Below are 19963 nucleotides of genomic sequence, written 5' to 3' on the forward strand. Positions count from 1 at the left end.
GTGACGGTCCTTGAGAAGTGAGGAATGGCGAAGACCGTATTCCACACCTGCCAATTAGGTGCCTTCTTAAATGCGCTAGGCGACAACCCAAACGCTCGCCTGAATGCCCGGCTAAACGCCTCAGGGCTTTCAAACCCGGCATCAAGCGCCGCGCTCAACACCGAGTAATCGGCTCGGGCCACCAGACGATGTGCCGCGCGCCGCAACCGCATCAATTGCACATAGCGGGAAACGGTTACGCCGACGAACGCGCTGAATTGCCGATGGAAGTGAAACGCCGAAAAGCTCGCCACCTGGCTTAACGCCTTCACCGACAAATCGCCATCGAGATTGGCCTCGATATAAGCGAGCACGGCATTGAAGCGTTGTGTGTAAGCACAAGAAAGCGACAGATCAGACACGGTGCAAACTTCCTGGAAATACGGTCAGCCCTAGCGTCACCGATAGTGCCATGCCCGTGCCTAGCCGCAATTGCTCAGATGGGTCTTGGCATTGCTCCAGGTACTTGCCCAGATTCGGACCTCTGGCTAAAAAACCGTCATTAGTGCTTCGCAAGCCAGGAGAAAACACCAACAACGTTCCCCCAGCCTTTTCATTGATGGCATTATTTGCGCCTTTGCGCGCTACCGAGCGCCAGTCCCTTTTGGAGAATCGTTGTAATGGGCGCACCGCACACCGCTACCGTCGTTCCGCCTGGCTTCGCTTTGACCGGTCGGGTGGCGCCGCCTGGTTCCAAATCGATCACTAACCGCGCCTTGCTGTTGGCGGCGTTGGCTAAGGGCACCAGCCGCCTGAGCGGCGCCCTGAAAAGCGACGACACGCGCCATATGTCTACGGCGCTGCGGCAGATGGGCGTTACCGTTGACGAGCCGGATGACACCACGTTTGTGGTCACCAGCGCCGGCTATTTGCAGGCGCCAGCCGAGCCGCTGTTTCTCGGCAATGCGGGCACCGCGATGCGTTTTCTGACCGCAGCTGTGGCCAGTGTGCGCGGCGAGGTCACGTTGGACGGCGACGCGTATATGCGCAAACGCCCTATCGGCCCACTGCTCGATGCCATGCGCGCGGCCGGCATCCAAGTTTCCAGTGCTACCGGTTGCCCGCCAGTAAAGGTGGAAGGCCGTGGCAGCCTCAGCGCAAAAACCTTTGAAATCGACGGTGGCTTGTCCAGCCAGTACGTGTCTGCCCTGTTGATGCTGGCCGCATGCGGTGACGCGCCGATTGATGTGAAGCTGACGGGCAAAGATATCGGCGCCCTTGGCTATATCGATCTGACGCTGGCCTGCATGAAAGCCTTCGGCGCCGAGGTGACGGTGGTTGATGACGGCACCTGGCGCGTCGCTGCCACTGGTTATCACGCCTGTGACTACGTGATTGAACCGGACGCCTCTGCCGCGACTTACCTATGGGCCGCGCAAGCCCTGACCGGCGGGAAAATTGATCTGGGCGTTGCGGATGACTGCTTCACCCAGCCGGACGCCAACGCGCAGACGTTTATCGCCGCGTTCCCGAATATGCCTGCCGTTATCAACGGCTCGCAGATGCAAGACGCGGTGCCGACGCTGGCGGTGCTGGCAGCCTTCAACAACACACCCGTGCGCTTCACCGAACTGGCCAACCTGCGGGTCAAGGAGTGCGACCGCGTGCAAGCGCTACACGACGGCCTGAACGCGATTCGGCCGGGGTTGGCAGCGGTTGAGGGCGATGACTTGCTGGTGGCCGCAGACCCCGCGTTGGCAGGCACCAGCTGCGACGCCCTGGTGGACACCCATAGCGACCACCGCATGGCCATGTGTTTTGCCCTCGCCGGTCTTAAGGTCAGCGGCATTCGGCTGCTGGACCCGGAATGCGTGGGCAAGACCTACCCGGGCTACTGGGAAGTACTGCGCTCGCTGGGGGTAACGGTGACGATGGCTTGAGGGGCAAGCGCTGACGGCATAGACAACGGGCAGAACTTTCTCTACTTGTAAACGCCGGGAGGGCCCGGCGTGCTCAAGCCACTTAGCAAAGAGCGTGCGTTGTTGGCAGCTAGGTTGAATGGCTGACCACGCTTTCTAGCCATGCGTAGGTGGAGGTTTACTCTGCCCCGCCCTTATTCCTTGGCCCATGCCAGTCCCCCCACCGGAAATCAGAACCGTCTTTTCTCCGATCAGAATTACGGATGCCCGCCAAAGCTCAATGGGCGATGACGAGCTTGCCTAAGTGCCGTCCTCCGCCGCTGAGTTCGGCATAGGCTGCGCTGGTGTCCTCGATGCCGAATACGCGGTCGATAACTGGCACGATGCGGTGGGCGGCAATGGCCCGCGCAGCCTCCGCCAGATCCGACACCGAACCGGTGTTGTTGCCAACCACGCGCAAGGCTTTGACGATAATCGGCAACAGATCGATGGAAGCCGCCGTACCGGTGATAAAGCCGACCGTAAAGACGGTGCCGCCGACCGCCGCGGCGTTAAGCGAGCGCACGATGGTTTCAGCTCCCACGGTCTCCACCACCAAGTCGGCCCCGCGGCCCTCGGTGAGGGCCAGCACGTGCGTATCCCAGGCCGGCGTGGCGCGGTAGTTGATAAGGTGATCTGCACCGAGTTGGCGAGCACGCTCCAGCTTCTCGTCAGATGACGACGCGACGATCACCTCCGCGCCGCAGGCCTTGGCGAACTGCAAGGCAAATAGGCTGACGCCGCCGGTTCCCAGCAACACCACCACTGAACCGGGGCGCAGCGAAGCCGAACGCACGGCGTTCCAGGCCGTCGTCGCAGCGATTGGCAGCGCTGCGCCCTGGGCGAAATCCAGGTGCGCGGGCAGCGGCACCAGGCTTGCCGCGGGGACGACCACGTACTCACACAGCGACCCCGGCAGCGTGATACCGCGCATGGCTGCGACATTGGACGGCGTAATGACTCCGCCCTGCCAGTTCGGCATAAAGTGCGGGATCACCCGGTCGCCCACAGCCAATCCACTCACGCCCTCGCCCAGCGCGGCCACTTCGCCCGCGCCGTCGGTAACGGGAATCATCGGGAAGGCCACGCCAGGGAAATGGCCGGTGGCAATCGCTACGTCCACAAAGTTCAGGGCGGCGGCGCGTAGGCGCACCAGCACTTCACCGCGCCCGGCCTGCGGGTCGGGCAGTTCGGTGGCGCGGAACGCGGTGAGCGAGGGGGCGGTGAGTTCAAGTGCTTTCATGATGTTCTCGGTATCGAAACGGGTGCAGCGACCGAAGCGGTCAGTGCGCGAAGAAGTGCATGCCGCCATCCACCGGGATTACGGCACCGGTGATGTAGCGAGCCAGCGGCGAAGCCAAAAAGGCCAGCAGATGGCCAATGTCTTCGGGGTCGCCGAAGTAGCCGATGGGAATGTTCCGCTCGATAAAGGTGCTACGGCCCTCCTCGGTCGGGTGCAGCCTGGCGAGGATCTGTTCGCTGTTGATGCGCCCAGGCGCGATGGCGTTGACGGTAATGCCCTGGGCCGCCACGTCGCAGGACAGCCCCTTGGCCCACAGGTGCAGTGCCGCCTTGGCGGCGCTGGCGGCGTTGAGCGAGCGCGGCTCCATTGAGCCGCTGATGTTGATGATGCGGCCCCACTGTCGGGCTTGCATGGCTGGCAGCACGGCCTGGGTAAATCGGCGCGCGGCACTGAAGTTCAGGGCGAAGGCTTCATCCCAGTCGGCATCCGGAGCATCAGGCCGCGTGGGCCGCGCCCCGCCAGCGCAGTTGACCAGAATGTCGATGGCACCCAGCGCGGCGCTCGCCTCGGCCGCGATGCGCGCCACGTCGTTGGCGTCAGTCGCATCGCCACTGACAACAACCACCTTGCCGGCGCCGGTAGCGGCAATCTGTTCGGCGAGCTGTTCGAGCAAATCACGGCGGCGTGCGGTGATGGCAAGCCGGACACCTTGCCCGGCCAGTACTCGCGCGATACCGGCACCAATGCCGCTGCTAGCGCCCGATACCAGCGCGGTACGCCCTTCCAGATTCAAGTTCATGACGGCCTCCCGCAGGTTGATGACGTTCACACCCAGCCGACACACGCGCGTTGCATGAAACGGCCGCGCAGCCGCTGATTACGCTGGCTTCGAGAACGGCTTTATCTTTATTTAAAATAAATCGGAGATAAACTTCCGCCAGGTTTACTCATTTGACACCAGGAGTTATCAATGGACTTGCTGGACAGCATGAAGGTGTACGTATTGGCAGTGGAAAAAGGCAGCCTGAGTGCCGCCGCCACGGCCTGCGGCATCTCGGCGACGATGGCGGGCAATCACCTGCGCAGGTTGGAAAAGCGCCTGGGTATGCAACTGCTCAATCGCACGACACGCCGCCAGCATCTGACCGGTTTCGGCGAGGACTACTACGTGCGCTGCAAGGAAATTCTGCGCCTGGTGGCCGAAACCGATGCGCAGGCCCAAAACCTACAACTGGCCCCGGCGGGAACGCTGCGCATCTCCGCACCTGTGACCTTTGGCACCGAGGCGCTGATGCCAGCGCTGTCGGACTACCTTGACCGCTATCCGGACGTGAGTGTCGATGTGGCGCTTAGCGACCGCGTAGTGGATCTGGTCGAGGAAGGCTTCGAGGCCGCCATCCGTATCGGCCAACTGCCGGATTCCGCACTGATCGCCAAGTCGCTGGCCCCCTATCGGCTGATGATGTGCGCGTCGCCCGACTACCTGGCGCGTAAAGGCACACCGGCCGTACCCGAAGACCTGAGCCAGCATGAATGCCTGTCGTTTAGTCCCGCCGCGCTGGCGCATTGGCGTATGGCGGACGCCGATGGCCTGTATCGCGTTCCTGTATCCGGGCGGCTGCGCGTCAACCACGGGCAAGCGCTGCGCGTCGCGGCGTTGCATGGCCTGGGTATCGTGCTGCAACCTGCGATCTTGCTGGAAGCCGACGTTCAGGCGGGCCGTCTTGTGCAAGTGCTCGCCACCCATGAGCTGCCCGCTCGGCCGATGAGTGTGGTTTATCTACCGGATCGCTACCGTTCGCCTAAATTGCGCAGCTTTGTGGATTTTCTGCTGGAGCGCTTTAACTGACCTGCGCGGCTTGCCAGAAGGCAGGCCTGCGCTACCGGGTGAAGCAGCTAACTTACCGGAGCGCCCGTATCGCCGAGGTCGCTTGCGGCCGGGAACAACCGAGAGCAATCGACCGGAAGCGGTCATCGCATTCCCCTGAAAGCACTACCCCCGTAGGGTGTGCTGTGCGCACCAATGCATTCGCAAGGCTGGCGCTTGGTGCGCCAAGCGCCCGAAAGACTTCCAAGGCTTAGCGCTCCGGCAGCGATACCAGTTCAATCTGCGTACCCCACGGCGCCTGGAAATAGAACCAGCGAATGCCGTCCGGGTTGGTGATGGGCTCGTTGAGAATGGTCACGTTCAGCCGCTTGAGAGTGGCCAGGCTGCCGTCAATGTCGGCGGTACGCAGGGCCACATGGCTGGCGCCAGCATCGTCGCCATGGGGCTGGGCCTGATTGATCTCAGCGCCTTGGTAGTGAAACAACTCCAGCTTGGCGCCACCGTCCATTTGCAGCATGACAAAGCGTTGTAGCTCGCTGGAGCCATGCCAACGAAATTGGCTTTTCCACTGATCCGGAATCTTGCCGGGGCTGATGTCGGAGATCACGCGGGCGCCCATCAACTCGGCGAAAAAGCGGGTGGCGGCGTCGATATCCGGCACGTTGATGCCGACATGGTCGATGGCCGAAATCTGAAGCGGTGCGGCTGAGTTCATAGCAAGTTTGCTCGGTGGGGTCGTGGTCGCCGCCTGCGTAGCGCCCGTCAGGGTCACGCTGGCGGCCAGCAGTGCCCAATGCAATGGGTTCATAACCTGTTCCTTTTCGGAGGAGTTGACGGGCGATCGTGGCAGTCGCCCGTTGGGTGGTCAGATTTGTGCCTGGCCGCCGTCAACAAACAGTTCGATACCGTTGACGAAACTGGCGTCATCGGAAGCCAGGAACAACGCGGCAGCTGCGATTTCATCGGCTTCACCCACGCGCCCCATCGGGATCAGCGAGGCCATGTAGTCGAGCAAACCCTGTTGCTGAGCGGCATCGGGGCCGGCCAGTTCGACTAGGCCCGGGGTGCGGGTGGCGCCGGGGCTGAGGGTGTTGATGCGCACTTGGCGGTCTTTCAAATCCAGAATCCAGTTGCGGGCAAATGAGCGCACGGCAGCTTTGGACGCGGCGTAAACGCTAAACGCGGCAGTGCCCGAGCTACCCGCCGTGGAGCCGGTGAGAATCACCGAAGCTTTTTTGGCCAGCAGCGGCAGCGCCTTTTGCACGGTAAACAGCACGCCTTTTACGTTGCGATTGAAGGTGTCGTCGTACTGCTGTTCGGTGATGTCGCCCAAGGGCAGCATGGAGCCGCCACCGGCATTGACGAACAGCACATCAATTCGGCCGTGGGCCGCGCCAATTTGACGGTACAGCGCGTCGAGTTGGTCGAGGTCGGTTGAGTCCACCTGCACGCCGGTGGCGTTGCCGACCGCGGCGACGGCGGCGTCCAGTTCGGCTTGGCGGCGGCCGGTGATGTAAACGTGGGCGCCTTCCTGGGCGAAACGTTTGGCCGTGGCCAGGCCGATGCCAGTGGTGCCGCCGGTAACCAGCGCAATTTTGCCTTCGAGTTTGTTAGTCATGGTGTATCTCCCGTATTTCGTTTGAGTGAGTTGCGGTGTGGGAGAAGCTTATCGACGGGGCTTAACTTTCAAAATAGAATTGTCTGAAACCTATCGTTGCAGAAATGAAATGAGCAGACTTCCAGATTTCGAAGGATTGGCGATGTTTGCCAAGGTGGCCGAAGAGGGTTCGTTCGCCGCAGCGGCGCGCGTGATGAGTGTTTCGGTGCCGACGGTATCGCGGGCCGTAGCGCGGCTAGAGGAACGCCTGGGTGGGCGCTTGTTTAACCGCACCTCGCGGCAACTGGCGCTCACCGAATTTGGCGCAAGCATGGCGGCCAAGGCCGGGGAGATTTATCGGCAGGCTGAAGAGGTGGAAAGCGAGGCGCAGGAATTGTCCGTACAGCCCCGCGGCCAAGTGCGTCTGGCAATTCCCATGTCGTTCGGCTTGCGCTGGGTAGCACCGCTGATGCCGCAATTGATCCGCCAGTATCCCGAGCTGTCGATTGACCTGCACCTTTCAGACGCGTCGGTAGACTTGATCGCCGAAGGCTTTGATGCAGCCCTGCGGATTGCCGTACTGCCGGACTCCTCGCTGGTCGCACGGCGTTTGTGCGCGGTCACCCAATACCTGGTCGCCTCGCCTGCCTATCTGGCAACCCATGGCCGCCCTGGCCATCCCCGCGAACTGGCGACCCGCACATGCCTGAGTTATGCCTACCGGGCCCGCAGCCAGGTGTGGCGGTTCACCCATAAAGACGGCAGCGAAGAAGACGTGGTGCCCAGCGGCCCGTTAAGAGTGACTAACTCGGATGCGTTATTGCCGGTGTTGTTGGAAGGCCTGGCCATCGCCGAACTGCCGGAATTTATGGCTAGCGAATACCTCGCCGATGGGCGCTTGGTGGTGGTGCTGCCGGACTGGAGCATGACCCGCGGCGGCCTGTATTTCGTCACCCCTTCGGCTCGCACGCGGCCGGTAAAAATCAAAGCGCTGTCGGACTTCTTTGCCGAGCATTTAAGCGAGCCGGTGTGGCGCTGGCCGTGAACGCAAAGACGTGGCGTAACCTTTCACTTATGAAACGATGCCTTTCGTTAACGTCTATTTTTGCAAAGACTTTGATGCCTTAACGTGACTTGGCCGGCACTACACAGCGTGCCCGTCCAATCATTCGCTTAAGGAGAAAGTCGCTATGAAAAATGCCGTGCAATTGCTTCAGCAGTACCTGGATGCCATCCAGACGCCACACGTGGCAGCGGCGCTGTTCGCCGAGGATGGCCTGTTGGAATTGCCCTATCTGCAATCGCTGGGCATCCCCCACCGCGTCGAGGGCCCTGCCGCTATAGAAGGCTTTATTGGCTCATTGCTCAGCAAAGTGCCGGACTTCAAATTCCGCAACGTGCGCTTTCTCATCGACACCCCCGACCAGGCGTTTGCCGAATACAGCGTAGAAGCCCTGGTGCCTGCCACCGGCCGCATCTACCGGCAGATGTACGCCGGCCGCCTGGTGGCCAAAGACGGCAAAATTCAACTGCTGCGCGAATCCATGGATACGCTGGCCGCTGCCAAAGCGTTCGCCCAGGTGGAGCCGGCCCTAGACCACTAAACAGCCAGCTTTTTCGATGGCAGACAACATGCGCTTTTAGTCGACAGATGCCGTTTATTCTCGAATCACCAGGCTGCTTGTCGGGTGTGCTGTGCGCACCCATGCGTTCGTAGGGCCGACGCATGGTGCGCAACCGCACATCCTACGGGTAGCGTTGTCAGGCGAAGGCGATGACCGTTTCCCCTATCGCAGCGCCTCGACCAAGCGTTGTGCAACAAAGGCCTCAACGGCTCCTTCGCTGCTCCCGGTCTCGAAAGCAGCACAGCAAGCCGAGGCGTTGCCGTTGCTAATACGGTAAACGGAAATGACGCTGCCAGGCCCGCAGCCGGTGTGCCCGCTTAGCGAAAAACCGCCCTCAATCGAGCCTTTCATCATTCCCAGGCCGTAGCCAGCCGTCACCCATGGGCGCCCAGCAATCGGGCCACCCAATGCTCGCTCTGCCTGCATATCCCTCACCAGTTCCATGGGAAGGAGTGCTCCGCAAAGGAGCCGATCCAGAAATAGCGCTGCCTGTGAAACCGGACCAGCGAGCAAGCCGTGATAGACCCAGGCCGGGTCGTAGCTGGAGGTGTTTTGCAGGTGGATACGGTCAAAATCTTCTCGCGTTTTGGCGAAGCGAACATGCGAAAGACCAAGAGGCATAAGTGCCCGCTGCGTCACCGCGTCCTCCAGCGCCAGATCAGTCAGGCGCTCAATAAGCCCACCGACCAACAAATAGCCCATATTCGAATAGCGCCACTCCTTGCCTGGGACGTATCGAAGACGGTAACCCTCAAGGCGCTGCATCATTTCGCTTACCGGCCAGGCTGACTCGCCGCTAGTAACAGCCGCGTGGTACGCCGTAAGTTCGCCATAATCGGCCAGACCGGCTTCATGCCGTAATAGTTGGCGCAGGGTGAAAGGTTGATCGAGGATCGGCTCATCAAGTCCGACGCGGCCATCACGAACTAACGACAGCGCTGTCGCGGCCAGGACGGTTTTCGTAAAACTCCACCAAGGAACGATCGGTTCTGATCGTTCAGGCGTGAGTGGCTGACCATTGCATAGGAGTGAACTGAACATTGGCTTCTTTGGCATACGAGTCGGGTCGACAAGATAGCTCATCGTGGCTGTACATGACTGTTGCTAACGGCCAAAAGAGGCCACATGTGAAGGGCCCACAAAATTGCTCCGTAGGGTGTGCTATGCGCACCAAGCGTTGGCGCGGCGAACACATGGGTGCACATAACACCCCTACAGAGAACAGCGTATTGAGCTGCCTATGACAAAGAACAGCAACCGGCCTCGCGCAAAACCCGCGTGCCCCCAAACGTTGCTTACCGCCTCATCGTCCTAGCCAGCAGTGCAGCCTCAGCCAGGCAACTTTCGTTAACCCGGTTCAGCTCACTCGGCAGTGGCCGGTAACGGCGTGTTGAGCAACTGCTGCTCCCACAGGTAGGCAACGCCGCTGCCAGCTGCATGCTGCAGCATTACGTCGGTCAGGGCGCCGGCGGTCTCGGTCCGAGCCCAATCGCGCTGCCATTCGGCGGCAATGGCCAGCCAGGTCATCATGTTTGCGCCCGCCGCGATCATGCGCTGGATAGCCACTTGGTGAGCTTCAACGGAGACACCGCCCGATGCGTCGGTGATGACGGTTACGTCCCAGCCTTCGCCAAGCGCCTGGATCACCGGCATGGCCACACACACTTCGGTCCACAGGCCCGCGATAACCAGCTGCTTACGCCCGGTTGCCTTAACCGCCTCCACCACCTTAGGGTCTTCCCAGGTATTGATAAGGGTGCGGTCGATGACCTCTTGGCCGGGGAACACGTCGAGAATTTGCGGAAAAATCAAACCGCCACGCTCAGCGAGTACGCTGGTCAGAATGGTCGGCACGCCAAATGCCTTGGCCGCCTTGGCCAGGCCCGCCGTGTTGTTGACGACCATTTGCGGTTCATGGCTGTTGAGGTTGGTGAGCTGAAAGGGCTGGTGGTCGATCAGTACCAGCACAGAGTCTTCTGGGCGAAGAAGCGAAGCGAGCCCGTTACGAAAAGTCATTAATCCATCCTTTTGTTGCCGCGGGTAGCGGGATTATTAGCGGGATTTTTTCGGCTAACGTGCGTTGTACGCGACGTTGCCTGCTGCACTGTGCAGCGCGTGTACGGGTTCCGGTAGTAGCGTTTGATGGTTAGCTGTGTCGCAAAATGGGGAACGCTAACGGCCCCCATCAAACACGTACAATCGGCCAACAACGGGGCCACCGTGCGGGGGAATGCAGACGTGGATATAGAAGAGCTTCAGACCTTTGTGGAAGTGGCCGATGCCGGTGGCGTATCGCGCGCAGCGCTGCGCCTGGGCGTGTCCAAGTCGATCGTCAGCCGCCGGCTGGCGAGGCTGGAAGCAGAGCTTGGCGTGCAACTGATGGCGCGCTCCACCCGTGGCGCCGCGCTCACCGAAGCGGGGGCTACTTTTCGCGACTACGCGGACAGAGCCTGCGCAGAAATAGAGATGGCACGCGAAGCGATTTTGCCCGCCGGCGAGTTGCGTGGCCGGTTACGCATTGCCGCGTCACTGACGTTCGGCCCAACGCACTTCGCACCGATACTGGCGGAGATGGCCAGGCGTCATCCTCACCTGCACGTTCAGACAAACTACAGCGATCGCTTTGTTGACCTGATCGCCGAGGGTTACGACTGCGCGATACGGGTTGGCTACCTGCAAGACTCCGCCATGATCGCCCGATGCATAGGCCCAATCGCCGGCAAGTTGGTGGCCAGCCCAGCCTACATAGCGGCGCATGGCGCACCCGAAACGCCCGATGAAATCATCAACCATCAAGCCCTTATGCAAGGCACTGAGTCCTGGCTTTTTCTCGATGGTGAAAAGATGGTTACGGTCCGTCCACAGGGCACGTTCAAAGCCGACAATGGCACCGCATTGGTTGCCGCTGCCGTAGCCGGTATCGGCATCGCCTGGCTGCCTGACTGGATCACCTATGAGCATGTGGCCAGCGGCGCACTGGTGCCGATCATGACCCGCTTTCCGCCACCGCCAGCAGGCGCCTATGTGGTTCGCCCGCCGGGCCATCACCCTGCACGGAAAATAAGGGTGCTGACCGAGTTGCTGATTGAATACTGCAAGCAAGGGGCAAAGCTCCCTGTAACCACATCTGATCAGGCGTGAGCAGGCCAGCGCGAGCATCTTCAAAGGCAATACGTTGCCAGCCACGGCCAATAATTGCCGCGGCCACCACCTGACACTTCCGGTTTTTAATCGAATAATCAGCTAGTTATCAATATGGCCCCGGTCTTGCTACTGCCTCTTCAGACAAGAACAGGAGCACCACTATGTTAGGGATCAACACCGGCAGCCCATCGTTACTCGACCAGGCTCGCGACAACCTGAAAAAAGCCATCAAAGAAGGCACCCTGCAGGTCGCTCGATTCGAAGTGGTCAACGCATCGCCTGACGTCAAAGCCAAGGTTGAACAGAACCACCAAAACAACGTGCGTGCTCTGGAGCAGGAAAAAGCCGATTACCGCTCAGCCAGCGCGCGAACCAGCGTCGACGCGCAAACCAACTCCGCCTCGCTGCCAGATGTCGCAACACTCAACAAAGACGAAGCGAAGTCCATGCTCAGCGGGCTTCGGCAAATGAACTACGTCGGCGACCTCGACGGCAAAACCCTTAGCGCCAGCAACGGCAATCTAAAAACCGACAGCCTCGCGACCTACATGCAGTGGTTGCAAGCGCGTGTAGGCGTCGACGTTTACGCCTGAATAAGCGCACCAGGGGCCCGCAACGGCTTACCCTACTCGAAGTTGAAAGCAAGGCCAGTCGCCCTTGTGGATGATATCGAGACTGCCAACGCCGCGAGTCATGCATAAAACGGAATCAGCCTTGAGCATCTGACGACTACGTTCAGCCCAAGGTGTAACCGCCATCTACCACCCAATCCTGGCCGAACACGCTGCGCGCTCCTTGGCTCAGTTGGAAAAGGATCACATCAGCCACCGCGCCAGGCTGCAGAAACTCACCCGACAGCAACCGTTGGCTAACCGCGCTGGCCACCGCGCTCAGTGCTCCGTCGTTAAGCCCCAAGGTCTTCCAGATCGGTGTCGCGGTCGGCCCAGGCGAAACCATGTTCAAGCGTACGCCCTGCGGCGCAAGTTCCACGGCCAGGGTGCGCATCTGCGCGCGCAGTGCCGCTTTCGAGGCGATATACGCGGCCAAGCCGGGAAAGGTGCTCTGCTGCAGAAACGTGCCGATGAACACCACAGAGGCCTGGGCAGCAAGCTGGCTGCGCAGACTATCCAGCGTGTTGAGCGCGCCGGCACCGTTGACGGCCCACTGGCGGTCAAATGCACCGATGTCCAGGCCATCAGCAAGTTGCGCGATGCCGGCGTTCGGCACCAGAAATTCCACCGGGCCGATCTCGGCCGCGTGATTGGCCAGCCGCGCCAGATCGTCAGCCAACGTGACGTCACCGGCCAGCACACTCAGCTGTTCGCCAAACTGCTCATGCAACAGGTTGAGGCCTGTGGTGTTGCGTGCCATGGCCAGCACCTGCGCGCCACGCTCAAGCAGACGCTGGGTAACCGCCAAACCAATACCGGAACTGGCGCCGGTCACCACGGCAAGACGTTTGTTGAATTCGTTGCTCATAAGGTTTTCTTCCTGGGTAAGCCAAAATCGGCGCGATGACCCAATCAGAAAATATGCCAACTTAAATTAATTTATAAATCATATACTTATAAAATAAAGATGTCGTGATGACCTATGACAAAAAAGTGTAAATGACACGAATGCTGTCATTCCGACCCACGCGCCACTGGCCCCAGCAAGCGCGGATTCCAGTCTTCCACTTGGCGTTTTTCCAGGCGCCGTTCCAAGGTGCGCCGCCACGAACTGGCCAGCGGCAAGGCCAGGCAGTCGCACAACACCTGCAGGTCCACGTCCTTGCTGAATAGCACCGCCGACAGCCTTGCCAACGGCCACTCAGGATGCGGTCGCGCTTCCAGCTCCAATGGTTGCCGTGCCTGAACCACGCCCGGCTCCAGCACCCGGTAATACCAGCCGGTGCGACCGCTTTGCTGCACGCGCAGGGCCATGTCGGCAACGCCAAAACGGTCGCTGAGTTTCCAGCACGGCATGCGCCCTTGCGACACCTCTAGCAAGGCGGTGCCGGCACGAACGCGGTCGCCTAGGCAAACGGTGTTTTCGGTCCAGCCGCTAGCGCTGAAGTTCTCGCCGAACGCACCGGGTTCAGCCAGCAGCGCGTGCTCACCCAGTTCCTGTTGCCAGGCCAGGTAGTGCTCACGCGGGTAGTGATGGATGGCCTTTTCGACACCGCCGTGGACGCGCAGGTCGCCCTGTTCATCGCTGTGCAAGCCGGTGACGGTGATTTGCAGCGGGCCGTTCACCGGCGTTTTGCCGATGGCACTCAGGGAACCGGGCCGGCTAAAGGGCACGGCGCGGCCGGTGAGCAACGTGTCGAGCATCACCGTCTTAGGTGCGGGTTTATTGGGGGTCATTCGCTTACCTCCGGCTCCTCGCCATGTTGGTGTTCCCAGCAAATCAGCTCCACCTCGGCCGGGCCTAAAGGCTCGCGGGTCAGACCACAGAACGCCTCGCCTTCGACAATCTGGTGGTAGCCACAGGTGTTGCACAGGCCGAAGCCAGGCACGTTTTCGTGGCGCTGCACATTGCGCAACAAATCGCCGAGCAGACGTTCCAGCTCGTCTGCCGCCGCGCCCATACGCGCTGCGGCATCTGCCAGAAAGGCCGGCGGTATCACGGCGGCAACCAGCGCGCGGGCAGGTTCGCTGAGTTCCAGGTGCACGCTACGTTTGTCGCGCGTGCTCTGGGTTTTCACGATCAGCCCTTTGGCTTCCAGCGCCTTCAACGATTGCGACACCGTGCCTTTGGTCAGCCCCAGGTAATCGGTGACCGCCAACGGCGTGTTGGAGTAACGATTGCAGCGCGCCAGGTACACCAGCGCGCTGAGTTGAATCGGTTGCAGCTCCAGCAAAAGCGGGTGCTGGCGGAACCATACGCGGTTGAGGCTGGACAGCCGTTCAAGCAGATCGAAAAGCACCTTGAAGATCCTCACGGCAGTAGGGAAATAGAAATCTCCAATAGATGGTATCGAATAAATACTATATCGGCAAAGTCAGGCGCGGCGTAGCCTCCAGCACTGTATCGAATCGATACTAACTAATGAACTCACTGGAGAACTGCCATGACCACTGCTCGCTACTACCACGCTGGCTGCCCCGTTTGCATCGAAGCCGAACAAACGCTGCTGGGCCTGCTGGACCCCGCCATCAAGGTGGAAATCGTGCACTTGGGTGAACAGGCGCAACGCGTCAGCGAAGCCGAAAACGCCGGAGTGAAATCAGTGCCGGCGCTAGTGGTGGACGGCCAGGTGCTGCACGTGAACTTCGGCGCGGCCATTGCCGACCTCAAATAAGCTGCGCCCCGCTCGCTCGCCCAGCGCGGGCGAGCGGTATCAGCTGAAAAGGACTACCCCATGAACGTGAAAATTTTCGATACCCATGTGCGCACCCGTGACGGCCGTTACCTGCACTTTGATGTGGTGATGGCCGGCGGCGATAACGCTCAAGCCAGCCAGATCGCCAGCAGCTGGCTGGCTGCGCAAGGCCTGGCGGCCGACGATATTCAGCAGAGCCAATGCCAGTTCTGCCACAGCGAAATCGCCTCGCCGCCGATGCAACGCGCCATCGCCGAACAGGGTTACTACATCATCACGCTGCAGGGCTTTTAGGAGACCACCATGAGCCGCTACCAACCGCTGAACTGCGACCTGCACGATTACCTGGAAATCGCCTGCATGCAGGCCTACCCCTTGCGGGTGGAATTGGTGGACGGTCGCGAATTTCAAGCCCAGGCCCTGACCACCCGCACCGCGCCGAGCAAAGAAGAGTTCCTGCACGTGCGCGGCCTGGAGGGCGAATGGGAAATTCGCCTGGACCACTTGCTCGCCATCACCCCGCTCAGCGAGCGCGCATTGTTTGGTCGGGTGGAGCTGGCGGGACAGGTGTGTGGTCTTTAAAAGCATCGAGGCTGAAGCGTCTTCCACAGCAAGCAGAGGTCCATTGCGGAGCGCCTTCAACTTCGAGTGTGGATCTTTTTAGGACTCTGACGTCGCGTGCGGGGCCGCGAGTTTGAGCAGCTGCCGCGCGGCTTCGAAGTCGGCGGTGCCGAAGCCTTCGCTGAAGGCGTCCAGCATCACCGTCAACTCGTGGGCGGCGTGGCTGTGCCGGCATTGGTTTATCCACAGCCGCGCCAGGCTACAGGTAGCACGCAGTTCCCAGGCTTTCATCTGGTGCTGGCGAGCCAGCGCCCGGGCTTCATACAGCAGCGCCTCGCCGCGTTCAGCGTCGCTGTCGAGCAACAGTTCGCCCTGGCAGCGCAGCAGTTCGGGTAGCGCGGACATATCGTCGGCGCCGCGCGCATGGGCTATGGCGGTAGCGATCAGGCGCAGGGCTTCTGCCGGCAGTTCCCGTTGCGCCAGCAGCGTACACAGCGCCGAGGTGTAGGGTGCCAGGTAGGAGGCAAAGCGCACGCGCCCGAGTTGCGCCAGCGCCGGGCTTATGACGCTGTCGTAGGCGGCCAGCTCGCCCTGCCAGAGGCGATACAGCCCGCTCCAGAATTCGCCGCCCCAGAATTGCCCGGCGCCCATGGCGTGGGCGCCAAGGTGATGCCAGCTGCGCGCTTCGAGCAGTTGCTGGCTGGGGTGCGCCAGGGCCGGCACGCCACCCGTGAGCAAGGCGATGGGACAGGCGCTCATGGTCAATACATGCCAACGGCTGGCCAAGTGGCCACTCGCGACGGCCTGATGCTGCGCTTCCTGCAAAGCGCGCTGGGCCTGGTTGGCGAAGCCTTGTAACCACAAGGTGTAGGCCAGGGCGCAAAGGGCCACGGCTTTTTGGTCGTAGGCATAACGCAGGATGTGGCGGTGGCGCAGGTCTTCAGGGTAGTGCTGTAGCAGCTGTTCCAGGCCCTTGCGGGCACCGGCCAGATCACCCAGGCACAGGCGCGATAGCGCGACCATGCGCCTGGCCACCGACTGGTCGCCAACATTGCCGTGCTGGCTGGCGCGCTGCAGCATGTCCTCGGCGACCTCGAGGTTCTGCCGGTACGGGCCATTGAGGTACCCGTGGGCCCACAGGCCCCAGATGGCCAGCGTCTGATAGTCGTAGTCGTCGAGGCGCTCGGCAATCTGCAGCGTATGCAAAAAGGCTTCACGCGTGGCGTCCGTGGCACCGGCGTAGAGCAAGGCTTTACCGCGCGCGGCCTGCAATTTCATGACTTTGCGCTCGAACAGGCCGGGGCTGGCCAGGTGGTGAAGGGCGCGGCTGGCGTTGAAGAGGCATTCGCTCACCTGCGAACGGTGCAGCCAGAACGCCAGCGCGGCGATGCTCAGGTCGATGCCGAGCACCGTGTCCTGCTGCTCGTCCAGCGCCCAGCGCAACGCTTCGCGCAAATCCTCCTGCAGCTCGGCGCACAGCAACCCGCGCGCAGAACCGCCCAGCTCCCAGAGCGGCGCGGCGCTGGAGAAAATTTCCAGCAGGTACAGCGCGTGTAGGCGCCGCGAGGCGGTCAGCTCGCCGCACCCACGCAGCTTTTCATTGGCGTAACGGCGGGTGACTTCCAGCAACCGGTAGTGGGCCTTGGCGTCGTCGTGGTGCAAGGTCAGCAGTGACTTGCTCACCAGGCTTGCGAGGCTTTCGGCCACCGCTTCGGCATTGAGCTCCTGGCTTACGCCCACCGCCAGCGCGGCATCCAGGCCGAAGGCCCCGACAAACACGCCCAGGCGCCGCAGCAACACGCGGTCGTTGTCGAGCAGCAGGTTGAAGCTCCAGTCCAGCGTGGCGCGTAGCGTCTGTTGCCGTGGCAACGCGGTGCGGTTGCCGCCTGCCAGCAGATCGAGCTGGTTTTCCAGGCGCTCGGCCACTCCCACGAGCCCAAGACTGGCAACCCGCGCTGCGGCCAGTTCGATGGCCAGCGGAATGCCGTCCAGCCGTCTACAGATGCGTGCTTTCAGCACAGTAGCGGCGCCTCGGCTCAGTTGCTCCTGACCATGTTCCAGACGAGCGTCGAACAGTTGCACCGCGCTGGCCGCGAGCACGGCCTCGGGCGGCGCATCGAGCGCTGGCACGTCCAGCGCCGCCACCCGATACAGGTATTCACCATCAATGCGCAGCGCCTCGCGGCTGGTGGCCAGTACATGCAAGGAACGGTTGTAAGCCAGCAGGGTTTGCGCAGCGCGAGCGGCCGCGTCGATCAGGTGCTCGCAGTTGTCCATCAGCAACAGAATGCGGCTGCCGATCAGGCTCGCAGCAATCTGTTCAAGGCTGGCGCTGCCGCTGGCCGGGGGCAGGCCCAGGGCGGTGGCCAAAGTGGGTACGAGGAATTCGTCGGTGGACAGTGGCGCCAGGTCGGCAATACACACACGGTCGGGAAACACCGCCGTCAGCCGACGCGCACACTCCAGCGCCAGCCGGGTTTTACCGATGCCCCCGGGGCCGATCAAAGTGACCAAGCGTTGCTGGCCAATGCTGTCTTCAAGATCGGCCAGCGCCGCCTCGCGGCCAATCAACCGTGACACGCTGGCGGCAATAAACAGGTGGCCGTGGGGCCGCTCAAACTCGCTCAGGAGGGCGAACTGGTAACCGCGCCCGGACACCGTGCGAATCGCGTGGCGGTCAGCGCCCAGAGCCTTGCGCAGCAGCGACACCTGTGCTTCCAAGGTGTTTTCTTCCACGATGCGACCGGGCCACACCGCTGCCATCAGCTTGTCTTTGCTTAGCACCTGGCCGTCGGCTTCAAGCAGAGCCAGCAGCAGATCGAACGCCCGCCCGTGCACGGCCACCGCCTCACCGCCGACCCGCAGCAGGCGCTTGCCTGGAATGACTTCGCAATGGCCGAACCGGATCGGCGCGGCAGACGTCGTGTTCATGGCGCATCCCCGCGCACAGTGAGGCGTACAACGTAGAAAAGCCCGCCAAGTTAAGCCCTGTTCGGCGGGGTAGGCAACTACGACTAAAGTCGCAGACGACCAAGAATTCAGGATTCTTCAGGTTTTCTACAGGAATCGCCCTGCCCGCCTCGCTAGGCTCCGTTTTCAGCTACCCCCTGAACACGGAGCGAGACAGACATGGGCACTATCACCACGCGAGACGGCACGCAGATCTACTACAAGGACTGGGGCAGCGGCCCGGTCGTGGTCCTCAGCCACGGCTGGCCGCTCACTGCGGATAGCTGGGAGGCGCAGATGTTTTTCCTCGCCAGCAACGGTTACCGGGTGATTGCCCACGACCGCCGTGGCCATGGCCGCTCTAGCCAGCCGTGGGACGGCAACGAGATGAACACCTATGCCGACGACCTGGCGCAGCTGCTCGACCACCTCGATGTGCGCGACGCCGCGCTATTCGGTTTCTCCACCGGCGGCGGTGAAGTGGCGCGGTACATTGGCCGCCACGGCACGGCCCGCGTGGCCAAGGCCGGGTTGATTTCGGCAGTACCGCCGCTAATGGTCAAGACCGACAACAACCCTGGCGGCCTGCCCCTTTCCGTGTTCGACGGCATTCGCGCGGCATCCGTGGCCGACCGTTCGCAGCTATACCGCGATGTCGCCAGCGGCCCATTCTTTGGCTACAACCGCCCCGGCGCCAAACCGTCCCAGGGTGTGATCGACGCCTTCTGGATGCAGGGCATGCTGGCCGGGCACAAGAACGCGTACGACTGCATCAAAGCGTTCTCGGAAACCGACTTCACCGAAGACCTGAAAAAGTTCGACGTGCCAACGCTGATCCTGCACGGCGACGACGACCAGATCGTACCGGTGGACGCCGCCGCCCGCGCCTCGGCCGAACTGGTCCCCAACGCCCGGTTAGTGATCTACCCCGGCGCGCCCCACGGCATCACCGACACCCACAAAGAAAAACTCAACGCCGACCTGCTGGCCTTTCTGCGCAGCTAACCCCCTCACGCGCCGGCCGACGTTGCGGCGGGCGCCCTTGCAAGGAGCCATGACCATGAGTGGTAAAAAAGCATTGATCGTTGTCGACATTCAGAACGACTACTTTCCCGGCGGCCTGTGGCCACTGACCCAAGTCGAAGCCGCTGCAGCCAAAGCCGCACAGGTGATTGCCGCCTTTCGCGAAAGCGGCGAGCTGGTGGTGCATATCCGCCACGAATTCACCAGCGCCGACGCGCCGTTTTTCCGCCCCAACAGCGAAGGTGCGCACCTGCACCCCAGCGTTATCAACCTGCCCGACGAGCCGGTGGTGCTTAAGCACTACATCAATTCCTTCCGCGAAACCGAGCTGACGCCGGTGTTGGAAAAACACGGCATCGACGAAGTAGTGGTGGTCGGCAACATGAGCCATATGTGCGTGCACGGTATCACCCGCGCCGCCGTCGACTTCGGCTACGCCACCACCGTGCTGCACGACGCCTGCGCCACCCTCGACCTGGAGTTCGACGGCGTGAAAGTACCGGCCGCCCATGTGCACGCCGCCTTTATGGCCGCCTTGAGTTTTGGTTATGCACCGGTGATTTCCACTGCCGAGTACCTCGGCCAGCACGTCAGGAACGCAGCATGAACAGGCTTCTGACTTCGGCCCTGTTGGCGGCGCTGAGTGCGCCCGCCCTGGCTCACGATGGCGGCGGCATACACAGCGAAAAGACCGCGAAGATTGATGCGGCCTTTGACCTGGTACACACCCGGGTTTCCCGCGACGGCGA

22 protein-coding genes are annotated in these 19963 nt (G+C 61.6%); 11 read left to right on the forward strand and 11 right to left on the reverse strand.

Annotated elements, in window-relative coordinates:
• A partial coding sequence (locus AAAB16_RS06385) for an AraC family transcriptional regulator (RefSeq protein ID WP_340662580.1) occupies positions 1 to 401 on the reverse strand: 401 nt, incomplete at its 3' end.
• A 258-nt stretch (positions 402 to 659) separates the two neighbouring features.
• On the opposite strand from AAAB16_RS06385, the gene AAAB16_RS06390 reads away from it, so the two are divergent.
• Complete coding sequence (locus AAAB16_RS06390; protein ID WP_340662581.1) at positions 660 to 1919, forward strand: 3-phosphoshikimate 1-carboxyvinyltransferase; 1260 nt, start codon at positions 660 to 662, stop codon at positions 1917 to 1919.
• Between the two features lie 256 nt (positions 1920 to 2175).
• Here AAAB16_RS06390 and AAAB16_RS06395 read toward each other — a convergent pair whose 3' ends face one another.
• Positions 2176 to 3180 carry an NAD(P)-dependent alcohol dehydrogenase gene (locus AAAB16_RS06395; RefSeq protein WP_340662582.1) on the reverse strand — a complete coding sequence of 335 codons (1005 nt, stop codon included), beginning with the start codon at positions 3178 to 3180 and terminating at the stop codon, positions 2176 to 2178.
• A 40-nt stretch (positions 3181 to 3220) separates the two neighbouring features.
• Entirely contained in the window at positions 3221 to 3979 is a 759-nt protein-coding gene (locus AAAB16_RS06400) for an SDR family oxidoreductase (RefSeq protein WP_340662583.1), read from the reverse strand.
• Positions 3980 to 4150: 171 nt separating this feature from the next.
• Here AAAB16_RS06400 and AAAB16_RS06405 point away from each other — a divergent pair, with 171 nt between their 5' ends.
• Positions 4151 to 5029, forward strand: a complete 879-nt coding sequence (locus tag AAAB16_RS06405; RefSeq protein WP_340662584.1) for a LysR family transcriptional regulator — start codon at positions 4151 to 4153, stop codon at positions 5027 to 5029.
• Positions 5030 to 5258: 229 nt separating this feature from the next.
• On the opposite strand, the gene AAAB16_RS06410 is transcribed toward AAAB16_RS06405, so the two are convergent.
• Both AAAB16_RS06410 and AAAB16_RS06415 read right to left on the reverse strand, forming a co-directional pair.
• Positions 5259 to 5816, reverse strand: coding sequence for a VOC family protein (locus AAAB16_RS06410; protein ID WP_340662585.1), 558 nt, complete (start codon positions 5814 to 5816; stop codon positions 5259 to 5261).
• A 57-nt stretch (positions 5817 to 5873) separates the two neighbouring features.
• Positions 5874 to 6626 (reverse strand): SDR family oxidoreductase, encoded by a 753-nt coding sequence (locus AAAB16_RS06415; RefSeq protein WP_340662586.1) that lies wholly within the window; start codon positions 6624 to 6626, stop codon positions 5874 to 5876.
• 109 nt (positions 6627 to 6735) lie between these two features.
• Between AAAB16_RS06415 and AAAB16_RS06420 the strand changes: the two genes are divergently transcribed.
• Together AAAB16_RS06420 and AAAB16_RS06425 are read left to right on the forward strand one after the other, a co-directional pair.
• Positions 6736 to 7650, forward strand: a complete 915-nt coding sequence (locus AAAB16_RS06420) for a LysR family transcriptional regulator (protein ID WP_340662587.1) — start codon at positions 6736 to 6738, stop codon at positions 7648 to 7650.
• Between the two features lie 145 nt (positions 7651 to 7795).
• On the forward strand, positions 7796 to 8209 hold the full coding sequence (locus AAAB16_RS06425) for a nuclear transport factor 2 family protein (protein ID WP_340662588.1): 414 nt from the start codon (positions 7796 to 7798) through the stop codon (positions 8207 to 8209).
• 183 nt (positions 8210 to 8392) lie between these two features.
• Here the strand turns inward: AAAB16_RS06425 and AAAB16_RS06430 are convergent, their stop codons facing one another.
• Both AAAB16_RS06430 and AAAB16_RS06435 read right to left on the reverse strand, forming a co-directional pair.
• Positions 8393 to 9271: a serine hydrolase domain-containing protein gene (locus tag AAAB16_RS06430; protein ID WP_340662601.1), complete on the reverse strand. Its 879-nt coding sequence runs from the start codon at positions 9269 to 9271 to the stop codon at positions 8393 to 8395.
• A gap of 321 nt (positions 9272 to 9592) precedes the next feature.
• Positions 9593 to 10246 carry a hydrolase gene (locus AAAB16_RS06435; protein WP_340662589.1) on the reverse strand — a complete coding sequence of 218 codons (654 nt, stop codon included), beginning with the start codon at positions 10244 to 10246 and terminating at the stop codon, positions 9593 to 9595.
• A 222-nt stretch (positions 10247 to 10468) separates the two neighbouring features.
• On the opposite strand from AAAB16_RS06435, the gene AAAB16_RS06440 reads away from it, so the two are divergent.
• The gene (locus AAAB16_RS06440) at positions 10469 to 11371 is read left to right on the forward strand and encodes a LysR family transcriptional regulator (RefSeq protein WP_340662590.1); all 903 of its coding nucleotides are present in this window, start codon (positions 10469 to 10471) and stop codon (positions 11369 to 11371) included.
• A gap of 164 nt (positions 11372 to 11535) precedes the next feature.
• A complete protein-coding gene (locus AAAB16_RS06445) occupies positions 11536 to 11967 on the forward strand; it encodes a hypothetical protein (RefSeq protein WP_340662591.1) in 432 nt (143 codons plus the stop codon).
• A 142-nt stretch (positions 11968 to 12109) separates the two neighbouring features.
• On the opposite strand, the gene AAAB16_RS06450 is transcribed toward AAAB16_RS06445, so the two are convergent.
• The 3 genes from AAAB16_RS06450 to AAAB16_RS06460 form a co-directional block, all read right to left on the reverse strand.
• Complete coding sequence (locus tag AAAB16_RS06450) at positions 12110 to 12853, reverse strand: SDR family oxidoreductase (RefSeq protein ID WP_340662592.1); 744 nt, start codon at positions 12851 to 12853, stop codon at positions 12110 to 12112.
• Positions 12854 to 12999: 146 nt separating this feature from the next.
• Positions 13000 to 13722 (reverse strand): MOSC domain-containing protein, encoded by a 723-nt coding sequence (locus AAAB16_RS06455; RefSeq protein WP_340662593.1) that lies wholly within the window; start codon positions 13720 to 13722, stop codon positions 13000 to 13002.
• Positions 13719 to 14285 carry a MarR family winged helix-turn-helix transcriptional regulator gene (locus AAAB16_RS06460; RefSeq protein ID WP_340662594.1) on the reverse strand — a complete coding sequence of 189 codons (567 nt, stop codon included), beginning with the start codon at positions 14283 to 14285 and terminating at the stop codon, positions 13719 to 13721. Before AAAB16_RS06460 ends, AAAB16_RS06455 begins: the two co-directional genes overlap by 4 nt.
• Positions 14286 to 14429: 144 nt before the next feature.
• On the opposite strand from AAAB16_RS06460, the gene AAAB16_RS06465 reads away from it, so the two are divergent.
• From AAAB16_RS06465 to AAAB16_RS06475, 3 genes are read left to right on the forward strand one after another with little or no spacing between them, the layout of a single operon-like run.
• Complete coding sequence (locus AAAB16_RS06465; protein ID WP_340662595.1) at positions 14430 to 14660, forward strand: thioredoxin family protein; 231 nt, start codon at positions 14430 to 14432, stop codon at positions 14658 to 14660.
• Positions 14661 to 14720: 60 nt separating this feature from the next.
• Complete coding sequence (locus AAAB16_RS06470; protein WP_340662596.1) at positions 14721 to 14975, forward strand: DUF2024 family protein; 255 nt, start codon at positions 14721 to 14723, stop codon at positions 14973 to 14975.
• Positions 14976 to 14984: 9 nt separating this feature from the next.
• A complete protein-coding gene (locus tag AAAB16_RS06475; protein WP_340662597.1) occupies positions 14985 to 15263 on the forward strand; it encodes a Rho-binding antiterminator in 279 nt (92 codons plus the stop codon).
• Between the two features lie 78 nt (positions 15264 to 15341).
• Here AAAB16_RS06475 and AAAB16_RS06480 read toward each other — a convergent pair whose 3' ends face one another.
• Positions 15342 to 18173 (reverse strand): winged helix-turn-helix domain-containing protein, encoded by a 2832-nt coding sequence (locus AAAB16_RS06480; RefSeq protein ID WP_340662598.1) that lies wholly within the window; start codon positions 18171 to 18173, stop codon positions 15342 to 15344.
• 198 nt (positions 18174 to 18371) lie between these two features.
• On the opposite strand from AAAB16_RS06480, the gene AAAB16_RS06485 reads away from it, so the two are divergent.
• Both AAAB16_RS06485 and AAAB16_RS06490 read left to right on the forward strand, forming a co-directional pair.
• Positions 18372 to 19196, forward strand: coding sequence for an alpha/beta hydrolase (locus AAAB16_RS06485; RefSeq protein WP_340662599.1), 825 nt, complete (start codon positions 18372 to 18374; stop codon positions 19194 to 19196).
• A gap of 55 nt (positions 19197 to 19251) precedes the next feature.
• Entirely contained in the window at positions 19252 to 19821 is a 570-nt protein-coding gene (locus AAAB16_RS06490) for a cysteine hydrolase family protein (protein WP_340662600.1), read from the forward strand.
• Positions 19822 to 19963: the final 142 nt, after the last annotated feature.

Origin of the sequence: Pseudomonas sp. (assembly GCF_037994325.1) — a bacterium.
Classification (GTDB): Bacteria; Pseudomonadota; Gammaproteobacteria; order Pseudomonadales; family Pseudomonadaceae; genus Aquipseudomonas.

Bases quoted from the DNA above. Each gene is read 5' to 3' on its own strand.
- AAAB16_RS06390 (WP_340662581.1), top strand. From the start codon at position 660: ATGGGCGCACCGCACACCGCTACCGTCGTTCCGCCTGGCTTCGCTTTG.
- AAAB16_RS06395 (WP_340662582.1), bottom strand. From the start codon at position 3,180: ATGAAAGCACTTGAACTCACCGCCCCCTCGCTCACCGCGTTCCGCGCC.
- AAAB16_RS06400 (WP_340662583.1), bottom strand. From the start codon at position 3,979: ATGAACTTGAATCTGGAAGGGCGTACCGCGCTGGTATCGGGCGCTAGC.
- AAAB16_RS06405 (WP_340662584.1), top strand. From the start codon at position 4,151: ATGGACTTGCTGGACAGCATGAAGGTGTACGTATTGGCAGTGGAAAAA.
- AAAB16_RS06410 (WP_340662585.1), bottom strand. From the start codon at position 5,816: ATGAACCCATTGCATTGGGCACTGCTGGCCGCCAGCGTGACCCTGACG.
- AAAB16_RS06415 (WP_340662586.1), bottom strand. From the start codon at position 6,626: ATGACTAACAAACTCGAAGGCAAAATTGCGCTGGTTACCGGCGGCACC.
- AAAB16_RS06420 (WP_340662587.1), top strand. From the start codon at position 6,736: ATGAGCAGACTTCCAGATTTCGAAGGATTGGCGATGTTTGCCAAGGTG.
- AAAB16_RS06425 (WP_340662588.1), top strand. From the start codon at position 7,796: ATGAAAAATGCCGTGCAATTGCTTCAGCAGTACCTGGATGCCATCCAG.
- AAAB16_RS06430 (WP_340662601.1), bottom strand. From the start codon at position 9,271: ATGTTCAGTTCACTCCTATGCAATGGTCAGCCACTCACGCCTGAACGA.
- AAAB16_RS06435 (WP_340662589.1), bottom strand. From the start codon at position 10,246: ATGACTTTTCGTAACGGGCTCGCTTCGCTTCTTCGCCCAGAAGACTCT.
- AAAB16_RS06445 (WP_340662591.1), top strand. From the start codon at position 11,536: ATGTTAGGGATCAACACCGGCAGCCCATCGTTACTCGACCAGGCTCGC.
- AAAB16_RS06450 (WP_340662592.1), bottom strand. From the start codon at position 12,853: ATGAGCAACGAATTCAACAAACGTCTTGCCGTGGTGACCGGCGCCAGT.
- AAAB16_RS06455 (WP_340662593.1), bottom strand. From the start codon at position 13,722: ATGACCCCCAATAAACCCGCACCTAAGACGGTGATGCTCGACACGTTG.
- AAAB16_RS06465 (WP_340662595.1), top strand. From the start codon at position 14,430: ATGACCACTGCTCGCTACTACCACGCTGGCTGCCCCGTTTGCATCGAA.
- AAAB16_RS06470 (WP_340662596.1), top strand. From the start codon at position 14,721: ATGAACGTGAAAATTTTCGATACCCATGTGCGCACCCGTGACGGCCGT.
- AAAB16_RS06475 (WP_340662597.1), top strand. From the start codon at position 14,985: ATGAGCCGCTACCAACCGCTGAACTGCGACCTGCACGATTACCTGGAA.
- AAAB16_RS06480 (WP_340662598.1), bottom strand. From the start codon at position 18,173: ATGAACACGACGTCTGCCGCGCCGATCCGGTTCGGCCATTGCGAAGTC.
- AAAB16_RS06485 (WP_340662599.1), top strand. From the start codon at position 18,372: ATGGGCACTATCACCACGCGAGACGGCACGCAGATCTACTACAAGGAC.
- AAAB16_RS06490 (WP_340662600.1), top strand. From the start codon at position 19,252: ATGAGTGGTAAAAAAGCATTGATCGTTGTCGACATTCAGAACGACTAC.